The sequence below is a fragment of the Stenotrophomonas sp. Br8 genome, assembly GCF_014763005.1.
Taxonomy (GTDB): domain Bacteria; phylum Pseudomonadota; class Gammaproteobacteria; order Xanthomonadales; family Xanthomonadaceae; genus Stenotrophomonas; species Stenotrophomonas lactitubi.
In genome coordinates, this window is sequence record NZ_JACGTN010000004.1 from 118,275 (window position 1) to 131,084 (window position 12,810).

General features: G+C 67.7%; 11 protein-coding genes. 6 read left to right on the forward strand and 5 right to left on the reverse strand.

Annotated elements, in window-relative coordinates; translation table 11 throughout:
- Position 1: 1 nt before the first annotated feature.
- Entirely contained in the window at positions 2 to 1,216 is a 1,215-nt protein-coding gene (locus H3005_RS04420) for an MFS transporter (RefSeq protein ID WP_108267738.1), read from the reverse strand.
- A gap of 105 nt (positions 1,217 to 1,321) precedes the next feature.
- Between H3005_RS04420 and H3005_RS04425 the strand changes: the two genes are divergently transcribed.
- On the forward strand, positions 1,322 to 2,224 hold the full coding sequence (locus tag H3005_RS04425; protein ID WP_191077621.1) for a LysR family transcriptional regulator: 903 nt from the start codon (positions 1,322 to 1,324) through the stop codon (positions 2,222 to 2,224).
- Positions 2,225 to 2,296: 72 nt separating this feature from the next.
- On the opposite strand, the gene H3005_RS04430 is transcribed toward H3005_RS04425, so the two are convergent.
- Entirely contained in the window at positions 2,297 to 4,417 is a 2,121-nt protein-coding gene (locus H3005_RS04430; RefSeq protein ID WP_191077622.1) for a methyl-accepting chemotaxis protein, read from the reverse strand.
- Between the two features lie 183 nt (positions 4,418 to 4,600).
- Between H3005_RS04430 and H3005_RS04435 the strand changes: the two genes are divergently transcribed.
- Positions 4,601 to 5,056, forward strand: a complete 456-nt coding sequence (locus H3005_RS04435; protein ID WP_100553970.1) for an Rrf2 family transcriptional regulator — start codon at positions 4,601 to 4,603, stop codon at positions 5,054 to 5,056.
- Positions 5,046 to 5,951 carry an NAD(P)/FAD-dependent oxidoreductase gene (locus H3005_RS04440; protein ID WP_100553969.1) on the forward strand — a complete coding sequence of 302 codons (906 nt, stop codon included), beginning with the start codon at positions 5,046 to 5,048 and terminating at the stop codon, positions 5,949 to 5,951. Before H3005_RS04435 ends, H3005_RS04440 begins: the two co-directional genes overlap by 11 nt.
- A 66-nt stretch (positions 5,952 to 6,017) precedes the next feature.
- Here the strand turns inward: H3005_RS04440 and H3005_RS04445 are convergent, their stop codons facing one another.
- Complete coding sequence (locus H3005_RS04445; protein ID WP_099819859.1) at positions 6,018 to 6,974, reverse strand: aldo/keto reductase; 957 nt, start codon at positions 6,972 to 6,974, stop codon at positions 6,018 to 6,020.
- 169 nt (positions 6,975 to 7,143) lie between these two features.
- Between H3005_RS04445 and H3005_RS04450 the strand changes: the two genes are divergently transcribed.
- Both H3005_RS04450 and H3005_RS04455 read left to right on the forward strand, forming a co-directional pair.
- Entirely contained in the window at positions 7,144 to 8,001 is an 858-nt protein-coding gene (locus H3005_RS04450; RefSeq protein WP_089237702.1) for a class I SAM-dependent methyltransferase, read from the forward strand.
- 176 nt (positions 8,002 to 8,177) lie between these two features.
- Complete coding sequence (locus H3005_RS04455) at positions 8,178 to 8,717, forward strand: pseudouridine synthase (RefSeq protein WP_191077623.1); 540 nt, start codon at positions 8,178 to 8,180, stop codon at positions 8,715 to 8,717.
- A gap of 105 nt (positions 8,718 to 8,822) precedes the next feature.
- Here the strand turns inward: H3005_RS04455 and H3005_RS04460 are convergent, their stop codons facing one another.
- Positions 8,823 to 9,212: a hypothetical protein gene (locus H3005_RS04460; protein WP_025877588.1), complete on the reverse strand. Its 390-nt coding sequence runs from the start codon at positions 9,210 to 9,212 to the stop codon at positions 8,823 to 8,825.
- Positions 9,213 to 9,426: 214 nt separating this feature from the next.
- Entirely contained in the window at positions 9,427 to 11,934 is a 2,508-nt protein-coding gene (hrpB, locus tag H3005_RS04465) for an ATP-dependent helicase HrpB (protein WP_191077624.1), read from the reverse strand.
- Positions 11,935 to 12,002: 68 nt separating this feature from the next.
- Between hrpB and H3005_RS04470 the strand changes: the two genes are divergently transcribed.
- Positions 12,003 to 12,800, forward strand: a complete 798-nt coding sequence (locus H3005_RS04470; RefSeq protein ID WP_191077625.1) for a TatD family hydrolase — start codon at positions 12,003 to 12,005, stop codon at positions 12,798 to 12,800.
- The last annotated feature ends 10 nt before the right edge of the window (positions 12,801 to 12,810 follow it).

Here is a 12,810-nt window from a genome sequence, read left to right on the forward strand (position 1 = left end):
ATCAATGCGCCGCCACCGTGATGCCGTCGGCGCGATCATCGATGCCGTCGCGACGGTCCAGACGGCCACTCAGCACGGTCAGGCCATACGCGCCGACCACCACCAACGCGCCCAGCCACGGCGTGTGCATCAGGCCGATGTGCTCGACCACCAGGCCGCCCAGCGACGCACCCAGCGCGATGCCGATGTTGAAGGCGGCGATGTTCAGGCCTGAGGCAACATCGGTGGCCTGCGGTGCGTAGCGCTGTGCCTGCTTGACCACATACACCTGCAGGCCGGGCACGTTGCCGAATGCCACCGCGCCCAGTGCCAGTACGGTCAGCAGCATCAGCCAGGTGTTATGGGCGGTGAAGGTCATCACCAGCAGCACCACGGCCAGCAGCGCGAAGATGCGCTTCAGCGCGGGCACCGGGCCCATGCGGTCGGCCATGCGGCCGCCCCACAGGTTGCCGATCGCCACCGACACGCCGTACACCAGCAGTACCAGGCTGACCGCGTTGGCCGAGAAGCCGGTAACGTCCTGCAGGATTGGCGTCAGGTAGGTGAAGGACAGGAAGGTGCCGCCGTAACCGAGTGCGGTGATGGCGTAGACCATCAGCAGGCGCGGCTGCGCAAGCACGCCCAGCTGCTGGCGGAAGGTGGCCGGCGCGCTCTGTGCCAGGCCGCGCGGTACGAACAGCAGGGCGCCCAGCAGCGCGATCACGCCCAGCCCGGCCACCGCCAGGAACGTGGCGCGCCAGCCCAGGTGCTGGCCGATGAAGGTACCCAGCGGTACGCCGGTTACCAGTGCCACGGTCAGGCCGGTGAACATGATGGCGATGGCACTGGCGGCCTTCTCCTTCGGCACCACGGCGGTGGCGATGATCGAGCCGATGGAGAAGAACACTCCGTGGGCCAGGCCGGTGAGGATGCGGGCGACGATCAGCGAGGTATAACCCGGTGCCATCCACGCGATGACGTTGCCGAGGGTGAACAGCACCATCAGCGCGACCAGCAGGGTCTTGCGCGGTACGCGGCCGGTGAGTGCGGTCAGCACCGGTGCGCCGACGGCCACGCCGAGCGCATACAGGGAGACCAGCAGGCCGGCCGACGGCAGGCTGACCTGCAGGTCGGCGGCGATGGTCGGGATCAGGCCGACGATGACGAACTCGGTGGTGCCGATGGCGAAGGCGCCGAGGGTCAGCGCCAGCAGGGCGAGCGGAATGCCACGGATCATGACAGTGTCCAGAGCGAAGGAAGAGGCGCAGTGTGCGCGGCCGACCTTTGCCGAAAAACCGGTCTTCACGCCAATCACTCTTGCCTGGTGGTCAATAATGGCGCCATGAAAACCACCCTCGACGAAATGCAGGCCTTCCTCGCGGTGATCGACAGCGGTTCGATCAGCGCCGCTGCCGAGCAGCTGGGGCAGACGCCTTCAGGCGTGAGCCGCGCGCTGGGCCGGCTGGAGGACAAGCTGGGCACGACCCTGCTGACCCGTACCACCCGCCGCTTGCACCTGACCGCCGAGGGCGAGGCCTACCTGCGTCATGCGCGGGCGATCATCGATGCAGTGGAATCGGCCGAGGAACAGATGGCCGCGCGCCGCGAGCGCCCTGCTGGCCGGCTGCGGGTGGATGCGGCGATGCCGTTCGTGCTGCACGTGATCGCACCGTTGGTGGCCGGCTACCGCGCGCGCTATCCGGACGTGCAGCTGGAGTTGAACAGTTCCGAGCGCTACATCGACCTGCTGGAACGGCGTACCGACCTGGCGATCCGCATCGGCCCGCTGGCTGATTCCACCCTGCATGCACGGCCGCTGGGGCGCTGCCGGCTGCAGGTGCTGGCCAGCCCGGGCTATCTCGCCGCGCACGGCGAGCCGGCCAGCGTGGCGGCGCTGGGCCAGCACACGCTGCTCAGCTTCAACGAACCGGAATCGCTGAACCGCTGGCCGCTGCCGGGCGATGCCGACGGGCAGTTGCTGGTGCGCGCGGATATCGCGGTATCCAGCGGCGAGACGCTGCGCACGCTGGCGGTGGAGGGCGTGGGCATAACTTGCCTGTCCGACTTCGTGACTGAACGCGATCGCGCGGCCGGCACGCTGGTGCCGGTGCTGGCCGCACAGACGCTGGATGTGTACCAGCCGATCCACGCGGTGTACTACCGCAACACGGCCGTATCGGCGCGGATCAGCTCGTTCCTGGATTACCTGGGTGAAGCGATGGCCGCATCGGATTACCTGCGCTGATGCATTGTCTGGGTTGCCGGCCAGCGGCCGGCACTACCGGTAGTGCCGGCCGCTGGCCGGCACACGACACAATCACGCCGCGCGCGCCAAGGCACCCTTCGCCGTCGCCGTGGTCGACAGATCGAACACATCCACCGAGTCGATCAACCGGTTCGCCTGCTGTTCCAGGCTGCGCGCCGCCGCACTCGCTTCTTCCACCAGCGCGGCATTCTGCTGGGTGGTGCCATCCATCTGGATGATGGTCTGGCTGACCTGCTCGATGCCGGCCGACTGCTCCTGCGAAGCAGCCGAAATCTCGGCCATGATGTCGGTCACGCGCTGCACCGAAGCGACGATCTCGGCCATGGTGTCGCCGGCCTGGCGCACACGCTGCGCACCGTGGCCCACCTGTTCCACCGATGCCTCGATCAGCGATTTGATTTCCTTGGCCGCTGCCGCCGACCGCTGCGCGAGCGTGCGCACTTCACTGGCGACCACCGCGAAGCCGCGGCCCTGCTCGCCGGCACGCGCCGCTTCCACCGCCGCGTTCAGCGCCAGGATATTGGTCTGGAATGCGATGCCGTCGATCACGCTGATGATGTCGGCGATCTGCCGCGAGGAGCCTTCGATCGCATCCATCGTCGCCACGACCTGGCCGACCACTTCACCGCCGTGCGAGGCCACGCTGTGCGCACCGATCGCCAGCTGGTTCGCCTGCCGCGCATGCTCGGCGTTCTGGCGCACGGTGGAGGTCAGTTCTTCCATCGATGCAGCGGTTTCTTCCAGGTTCGCCGCCTGCTGTTCGGTGCGGCGCGACAGGTCGTTGTTGCCGGCGGCAATCTCGGCGGCGGCGGTGTGGATGTTGCCCGAGGCGTGCTTGATGTCGGTGACGATCGTGGCCAGCTGTGCCGCCGTGGTGTTGGCATCGCCGGCAATGCGGGCGAACACGCCCTGGAAATCGCCGTGCATGCGTGCCCCCAGGCGACCATCGGCAATGGCACGCAGCATCGTCGAGACGTCGCCGAGGTTGTGTTCGGTGGTCTGCATCAACCGGTTCAGGCCATCGACCATCGCGCGGAAATCATGCTCGAAGCGCGCGCTGTCGCCGCGCTGGCTGAAGTCGCCTGCGGCAGCGGCTTCGGCCAGGTGACGAATCTCGCTGTTGATCGCGCCGAGGTTGGATTTGACCGCATCCAGTGCCTGGGTGATCACCGCCTTTTCGCCCGGCAGACGCTCCATGTCCAGGCTGAGGTCGCCCACCGCATAGCGGCCCATGATCGCGATCGCGCGCATCTTCACCTGGATGTGCGCATCGACCAGGGTGTTGGTGTCGGCCACCATCGTGCCGTAGGCACCGGGGAAGGCGCTGCTGTCCATGCGGTGGCTGATCGTGCCGGCGTCGTGTGCCTTGGCCATCGCAGTCTGCGCGTCGAGCACGCCGCGCACGGTGCTCTGCACGGCCTGCATCGCCTGCGCCAGGCGGCCGATCTCGTCGCGGCTGCGCACCTGCACGTGGTAGTCGAGATCGCCGGCAGCGACCGCACGCGCGGCCGCTTCCACGGCCAGCACCGGCTGCACTACGGCACGCCGCAGCCACCAGCCGAGGCCGATCAACAGCAGCACGGCCGCACCAATGGTCAGCGCGGCGCACAGCAGCAGCGTCTGCCGTGCCTGCTGCGAACGCGCGGTCACCGCGGCTTCGGCCACCTGGGTGGCCTGCGTACCCAGCGCATCCAGCGCGGTCGCCACCGGTCGGTCTTTGCCACGCACCAGTGAATCGCCGGCCGCAGGATCGTAGTCGGCTGCAGCGAAGGCCTGCAGTGCCGCGTGGTAATCCAGCTGCAATTGAGCATGCAGGCCGGAAAACGCTTGAGCCAGTTCACGCGTGCGCGCATCGGGGCTGGCGGCCAGGCCTTTGGCCAGTTCGGCAACGAGGCGGCCTTCGCTGTCGAAGGCCTGCAGGTGGTGCTGGCGCAACGCGTCATCGTGGCCGCGCAGCAGCACGTTCTTCCATTCCTGCACCTGCCCGCGGAACTCACGCTGCAGGCGCTCGGCGTCGCGGCTGTGGGCGACCTCCGGGGGGACTTCGGTGGACAGCTTCAACCAGGCAGATGCCAGGCCCGCCAGGGCACACACCAGGACAACGGCCAGACCAACAGAAACGGCGCCGAGCAGCTTCGACTGCAGCCGCGGCGCATGGGAAGAGGCTTTCATGGGACGAGATCTCGGAAGGGGTGCGATGCGGTATCGACCATCCTTTAGGTCTCTGAAGTGCGATGCGTGTCACATTCCCGTTCTGTTTAGTGATGTGAAGAATGTGTTTCATAGGACAAATGTGTCCATATGGAACGAAAGCAGACCCTCGACAGCTGGTTTAAATGTAACTATCGTAGTTACATGAAATCCGCGAATCCGCTCTCCGATGCCCTGCACGTGATGGCCCATCTGGTCGGCCAGCCCGGGCCGCGAACCTCCGAACAGCTGGCCACCTGCCTGCCGACCCATCCGGTGGTGATCCGCCGCCTGCTGGCGCAGATGCACAAGGCTGGACTGGTCCGCAGCACGCGCGGCCACGGTGGCGGCAGCCAGCTCGCCCGCGATGCGGCGACGATCACCCTGCACGACGTCTACCAGGCCATCGGCGCGCCGCCGATGGTCCAGGTCGGTACCCGCGAAGGCAGGGGCGGCTGCCCGATCCAGCAGCTGGTCAACCAGGCCCTGCTGGAGAGCGCCCGCGAAGCGCAGCGCCTGCTCGAGCAGCGGCTGCAGGCAACCACCCTCGACCAGCTTGGCGCCGACTTCGCCCGCCATCTTGCCCATCACCGTTCCCTGGAAGCTCACCATGAATCCTGATGTCCTCATCGTCGGCGGCAGCTACGCCGGCATCGCCGCCGGACTGATCCTGGCGCGTGCGCGTCGGCCGGTCACGATCATCGACGCGGGTTCACCGCGCAACCGCTTTGCCAGCCATTCGCACGGCGTACTGGGCATGGACGGCATCAGTGGCGCCGAGTTGCTGAAGAGCGCACGCCAGCAGTTGCTGGATTACCCGACCGTGCGCTGGCTGAATGCCGAAGCGGTGCGGGCCACGGCCAGCGCCGAGGGTGTGGAGGTGCATACCGCCGACGGCCAGATGCTGACCGCGCGCAAGCTGCTGCTGGCCACCGGCATCGCCGACCAGCTGCCCGAACTGCCCGGCATGGCCGAACGCTGGGGCAGCACCGTGCTGCACTGCCCGTACTGCCATGGTTACGAAGTGGGTGGCGGTTCGATCGGCCTGCTCGGCGGCCATCCGATGTCGGCCGGCAAGGCGCCGTTGTTCGCCGATTGGGGCAACGTCACCTTCTTCAGCCAGGGCTTGCCGATCAGCGACGAGGAACTGGCCGCCATGCAGCAGCGCGGCGTGCAGATCGAAACCACGCCGGTGGTCGGCGTGCACGGCGAACAGCCCACATGGCTGGAGGTCGAGCTGGCCGATGGCCGCCGCATCGCCCAGCGTGCGCTGTTCGTGCCTGCCGGGCAGGCGATGGCCACGCCGCTGGTGCAGCAACTGGGCTGCGCGTTGGTGGAAAGTCCGCTGGGCGTGCTGATCGAGGTGGACATGATGAAACAGACCTCGGTGCCGAACGTCCATGCGGCCGGTGACGCGACCACGGTCGGCAACATCACCCTGGCCATGGCCGAAGGGGTGCGCGCGGGTATCGGCGTGCACCATGCGCTGGTCGGCGAAGACAGCCTGCCGCGTTGAGCTGCTGCATCCACGCGTGGCGTGGATCTACTGAACGGTGCCGACGTTGGTCGGCACCGTCCTTGCTCAACCTTCCACGCTGGCCGCATCCAGCTGCGCCACGTCCTGCACGCTCAACGCGACGTTCGCCGCCGCCAGCAGGTCGTGCAGCTGTTCCACGCTGGTGGCGCTGACAATCGGTGCGGTGATCGACGGCCGTGCAATCTGCCAGGCCAGCGCGATCTGCGCGGCAGTGGCGTTGTGCTTGCTGGCCACATCATCCAGCGCCTGCAGGATGCGCAGGCCGCGCGGGTTCAGATAGCGCTTGACCACGGTTGCGCCACGCGCGCTGCTCTTGCCGGCATCGTCCGGCGTGCGGTACTTGCCACTGAGGAAGCCACTGGCCAGTGCGTAGTAATTGATCACGCCGATCTGCTCGCGCTGCACCAGCGGTTCCAGCTCCTTCTCGTAGCCGGCGCGGTCGTACAGGTTGTACTCCGGCTGCAGGGTTTCGTAACGCGGCAGCTTGTAGTCGGTGGACACCTTCAGTGCTTCGGCCAGACGCGTGGCGCTGTAGTTGGACGCACCGATCGCACGCACCTTGCCTGCCTCGATCAGGCGACCGAACGCAGCCAGGGTGGCTTCCAGCGGCGTGGATTCATCGTCCTCGTGGGCCTGGTACAGATCGATCACATCGGTCTGCAGGCGACGCAGCGAATCCTCCACCGCTGCATTGATGTTGTCCGGGGTTAGGCCGGGCCGCTCGGCCCACTTGGCTACTTTGGTCGCCAGCACCACCTTGTCGCGCTTGCCGCTGCGCGCGAACCACTTGCCGAGCAGGGTCTCCGACTCGCCACCCTGGTTGCCCGGCACCCACGCCGAGTACACATCGGCGGTGTCGACCAGATTGAAGCCGGCATCGACGAAGGCATCCAGCAGGGCGAAGCTGGCCTTCTCATCGGCGCTCCAGCCGAATACGTTGCCACCGAAGGCGAGCGGAGCTACATGCAGGCCGGAACGGCCCAGTTCGCGGATTGCCGTCATGGGCACGGACTCCTTGGGGGAAGTCCTTCAGGATAGAACGCGATGTGTGACCGCGCTGCGGCGCTGACCACAAAACTGTGTTCCGCGACGCGCACGCGGCTAACGTTTTGTGAACACCTGCGGCGCGGCGGCTGCTAGTCTCGCCGCATCTTCCGCTGGAGTCGCCCCGATGATTGCTGCCTCATCCCTGCGTGGTTGCCGCGTGCTGCTTGCCTCGGCGCTGCTGGTCGCCGTTCCCGCATTCGCTGCGCCGGCCACGGTCGCACCGGCAAAGATCCAGGTGTCGCCGGCGATCGATGCGGCGGTGAAGGCCTCGACCCGCGACCCGGCCAACGTCAAGCGCGACGGTTTCCGTCATCCTGCGCAGACGCTGGGCTTCTTCGGCGTGGCGCCGGAAAAGACCGTCATCGAGATCACGCCCGGCAATGGCTGGTACTCGGAAATCCTGGCGCCGCTGCTGCGCGACAAGGGCCATTACATCGCTGCGGTGGTCGATCCGCAGGCCGTGGCGGAAGGCCGCGGCCGCGACTACCAGCAGCGCAGCCGCGACAGCCTGGAAAAGAAGTACGCCGCCGCACCGGCACAGTTCGACAAGACCGCCGTGGTCGCCTACGACCCGGCCAAGCCGGTGTTCGGCGCGGCCAACTCGGCCGATGTGGTGCTGACGTTCCGCAACGTGCACAACTGGCGCAAGGCAGGCCAGGCGCAGGGCATGTTCCAGGGCTTCTTCAACGTGCTCAAGCCGGGCGGCGTGCTCGGCGTGGTCGAGCACCGCGCCAAGGCCGACGTGGCCGACGCTGACGACACCGGTTATGTGGGCCAGCAGCAGGTGATCGCGATGGCCGAGGCCGCCGGTTTCAAGCTGGATGCGCGTACCGAGGTCAATGCCAACCCGCGCGATACCAAGGACCATCCGAATGGCGTGTGGACCCTGCCGCCGACCAACCAGCATGACAAGGCGGACGACGCCAAGTACCAGGCCATCGGTGAAAGCGACCGCATGACCCTGCGTTTCGTCAAACCGTAAGCCGGCACATCGTACTGCCAGCGCGGATTCCCCACTGTAGAGCCGAGCCCATGCTCGGCTCATCGCGCACAGCGCGACGGAACGCAACAGGAGCCGAGCATTGGCTCGGCTCTACAGGTCGGTTGCACGACGCGCGGCGTGGGACAATGCCTTGCCCGCCGCCTGCCGTGCCCGTAATGCTGATTGCCTTCAACAAGCCGTTCAACGTGCTCTGCCAGTTCACCGACCGCAGCATGCCGCCGCGGCCGACATTGGCCGGCTTCGGCTTGCCGCCGCGGGTCTACGCTGCCGGCCGCCTCGACCACGACAGCGAAGGCCTGCTGCTGCTGACCGACAACGGCACGCTGGCGCACAAGCTGACCGACCCGAAGCACAAGGCGGACAAGCTGTACTGGGTGCAGGTGGAAGGCACGCCCAGTGACGAGCAGCTGCAGCAGCTGCGCGATGGCGTGGTGCTCAACGATGGTCCGACGCTGCCGGCGAAGATCGAGCGCCTCGATCCCGCGCCTGAGCTGTGGCCCCGCGATCCACCGGTGCGCTTCCGCAAGACGGTGCCCGACAGCTGGCTGGCGATCACGATCCGCGAAGGACGCAACCGTCAGGTGCGGCGGATGACGGCGGCCGTGAACCTGCCGACGCTGCGCCTGGTACGCGCTGCGATGGGGCCGTACCGGCTGGATGACCTGCAGCCGGGCCAGTGGCGGCAGATCGACTGAAAGAAAAGCTGAAAGAAAAAAGGCCGGAGGCCTTGCGGCGTCCGACCCTCGTGCAGCGTCATGGGGTCAGAGCCCTTCCTGCGGAAGAGATCCGACCCCGGCCAATCAGGCGTCGCTGCCGATATCGCTGTGCTCATCGACCACGGTGTCATTGCGGCGATCGCGCGCATTGATGCGCTGGGCCTGGCCGTTGACCACATGGCCATTGGCGGCCTTCTTCTTCTGCTGTTTGCGGTACAGCGCATAGCCCAGCAGGCCCACGCCCACGGCAGCTGCCGCGATGGTCACCGCCGGATTGCGGCGGGCGAACTTGGTGGCGACTTTGCCGCCGGTCTTCACCGCGCCGAGCGCAGCGCCGGTCTTGATCCAGTCGCTGGCCTGCGGGCCGAGGTGACGCAGGCTGCCGCCAGCGCTCTTCAGGCCATCGCCCGCGGTATGGGCCAGGTCGAGGGCGCGCTCCAGGGCGCGGTCGGTGATTACGGTCAACTTGCTCATGCGGGGGTGTCCTTGCCTCGGGTCGAAGTCCAGTGTCGCCTGTTGCCCGTAAACGGTATGTCAGTCAGGCGGGCGCGTGGTGTGACTCTACCGCAGCCATTCAGGAACGGGCGGGCTGGGGTCGGATCCCTTTCCGTTGGGAAAGGGCTCTGACCCCGGCGCGCATCCTTGGGGTCAGAGCCCTTTGCCATGCAAAGGGATCCGACCCCGCCACTCAGGTCCCGCGCGGCTTGGCCCGGTGGGTCGCCGTGGCCGTCCACGGATCGTCCGGCCAGGGGTGGCGCGGGTAACGGCCCTTCATCTCCTTCTTCACCTCGGCGTAGGTGTTCTCCCAGAAATTTCGCAGATCCTGGGTCACCTGCAACGGCCGGCCACCCGGTGACAGCAGGTGCAGGGTCAGCGGCACCCGGCCATCGGCGATGCGCGGCGTGTCGGCCAGCCCGAACAACTCCTGCAGCTTCACCGCCAGCACGGGCGGCAGCGGCTCGCCGCTTTCGCCGTCCAGCGCGTAGGTGATCGGCCGCTCCAGCCCCGACGGTACGGTGATCCGGGTGGGCGCGTGACGTTCGACCAGCTGCCGCTGCGACCACTCCAGTGGCGACTTCAGCGCTTCGCCGAAACTGGCCTCGTCCAGCGCATCCAGACGTGTCCTGCCAGCGAATGCCGGCTGCAGCCATTGCGCACGGTTGGCCAGCAATGCGACGTCACTGCAGTCGGGCAGGCCCAGCTCGGGCATCCAGCGCCGCAGCGATTCCACCCGCGCCTGCCACTGGCGCAGACCCTCGGTCCATGGCAGTGCCTGCAGGCCGAGCTCGGCAACGGCGTCAGTCAGCGCCTGCGCCGCCAGCTGCGGATCAACCCGGCCGGCCGAACGGCTGTCCATCACGATGCGGTCGAAGCGTGTTTCGCGCAGCGCGACCAGGGCGCGGCGCGTGTCATCCCAGCGCACCGCGTCTTCGGTCACGAAGCGGTCGGGCCAGCTCCTGCGCAGATAGCCTTCATCCACCGGTGCGGCGCGCAGCAGCAGCGCGTCGCGTGCCTCGAAACGCAGTTCGCTCGCCACCAGCCACGGTTCGCCCCGCAGGTCGCTCAGTTCATGCAGGCGGGCGCTGCGGCCGTTGGCCAGCAGGTAACGCAGCGGGTCGTTCGGATGCTGGAAGGCGATGCGGTCGGGGAAGGCGTGCGCCAGCAGGTCGCCCAGTTCGTGCGCCTCGATGCTGGCCGGTGGCGCGGCCTCACAGCGCAGGCGACGGCGCCACTGTTTGGCAGCGGCATCGATGGCGGCCAAGCCGCTGCGATTGGCATCGGCGGGCGCACGGCCATTACGGAAGGCCGCCAGTGCACGCCAGCGCGCGGCCAATGCATCACCGCCCTGGCGCAACGGGTCGCGGGCTTCCAGCAATGCGGCAAGATCGGCGGCCAAGGCCTGTGCGCGGGCATCGGGTGCGGCCAGCAGCATCGCGGCCATCCGCGGATGGGTGCCCAGCGCCAGCACGCGACGGCCGAGTGCGGTGATCGCGCCGCTGCTGGACAACGCACCCAGGCGCTGCAGCAGTTCGCGTGCGGCGGCCATCGGCCCGCTCGGTGGCGGGTCGAGGAAGCGCAGGTCACTGCTGCCCCAGGCGGCCAGCTCCAGCGCAAGCCCGGCCAGTTCAACCTGGTCGATCTCGGCGCGACGCTGCGGCTCCAGCCGTTGCGACTGCGGCCACAGCCGCCAGGCCACGCCCTCGGCCACACGCCCGGCACGGCCGGCGCGCTGGTCGGCCGAGGCCTGCGCGATGGCCACCACGTCCAGGCGGGTGAAGCCACTGTTGGGGTCGTAGCGTGGCTCGCGTGCCTGACCGCTGTCGATGACTACACGCACGCCGGGCAGCGTCACCGAGGATTCGGCCACGTTGGTGGCCAACACCACGCGGCGGCGGCCGTCGCTGGAGGCCTGCAGCACGCGCGCCTGCTGTTCCACCGGCAGTTCACCGTGCAGGGCCAGCACGTCCACCGCAGCGCCATCAAGATTGTCCTGCAGGCCGGCCTGCACGCGTGCGATCTCACGCTGGCCGGGCAGGAACACCAGCAGGTCGCCGGGGTGCTCGGCCAGCGCCTGCTGTACCGCGCGCCGCACCTGCAGCTCCAGTGCCTCGTCACGCCGCGCCGGGAAGTGGCTGATCGCCACCGGATAGCTGCGGCCCTCGCTGCTCAACCGTGGTGCATCGAGGAAGCGGGCCAGGCGCTCACCGTCCAGCGTCGCCGACATCACCAGCAAACGCAGGTCGTCGCGCAGCTGCGATTGCACATCCAGGGCCAGCGCCAGGCCGAGATCGCCACTGAGGTGGCGCTCGTGGAATTCATCGAACAGGATCGCGCCGACGGTTTCCAGCATCGGGTCGTCCTGCAGCATCCGGGTCAGGATGCCCTCGGTGACCACCTCGATGCGCGTGCGCGCCGATACCTTGTTCTCGAAGCGGATGCGGTAGCCGACGGTGCCGCCGACCTCCTCGCCGAGCTGGCGCGCCATGAACATCGCGGCACTGCGCGCAGCCACCCGGCGCGGTTCCAGCAGGATGATCCTGCGGCCCTGCAGCCAGGGCGCATCGAGCAGCGCCAACGGCACCTGGGTGGTCTTGCCGGCGCCGGGCGGGGCTTCCAGCACCAGCCGCGGGTGTGCGGCCAGGTGCTGCTGGATCTGCGGCAGCAGCGGGGAAATGGGGAATTGCGGGGCATTCATGTGCAAAGGATAAGGGGCCATGACGGGCACGGGTACAATGCGCGGGTTTTCCTGCCCCTGCTGCCCCCATGCATCTGATCGATATCGGCGCCAACCTGACCCACGACTCCTTCGACCGCGACCGCGATGCCGTGCTGGACCGCGCACGGCAGGCCGGTGTGGTGCAGATGATCATCACCGGTGCCAGCCGCGAGCATTCGCCGCTGGCCCTGCAGCTGGCGCAGCAGCACCCCGGCTTCCTGTACGCCACCGCCGGCGTGCATCCGCATCACGCGGTGGAGTACACCGATGAGTGCGATGCGGAGATGCGTGCGCTGCATGCCCACCCTGAAGTTGTCGCAGTGGGCGAGTGTGGGCTGGACTATTTCCGCGATTTCTCGCCGCGCCCGGCGCAGCACCGCGCGTTTGAACGCCAGCTGCAGCTGGCTGCGGACAATGGGAAGCCCTTGTTCCTGCACCAGCGCGATGCGCATGCCGATTTCATGGCGCAGATGAAGAACTTCGAAGGCCACATCGGTCCGGCCGTGGTGCACTGCTTCACCGGCGAGCGGCAGGAGCTGTTTGATTACCTGGACCAGGACTGGTACATCGGCATCACCGGCTGGCTGTGCGACGAGCGTCGTGGTGGGCACCTGCGCGAGCTGGTGAAGAACATTCCGGCCAACCGGTTGATGATCGAGACCGACGCACCGTACCTGCTGCCGCGCACCCTGAAGCCGATGCCGAAGGACCGCCGCAACGAACCGGTGTTCCTGTCGCACATCGTGGAAGAGCTGGCGCGGGACCGTGGCGAGGATGTGCAGACCACGGCAGCGAACGCCACGGCCGCCACGCGTACGTTCTTCCGCCTGCCCGACGCTGCCTGACCGGCACTAC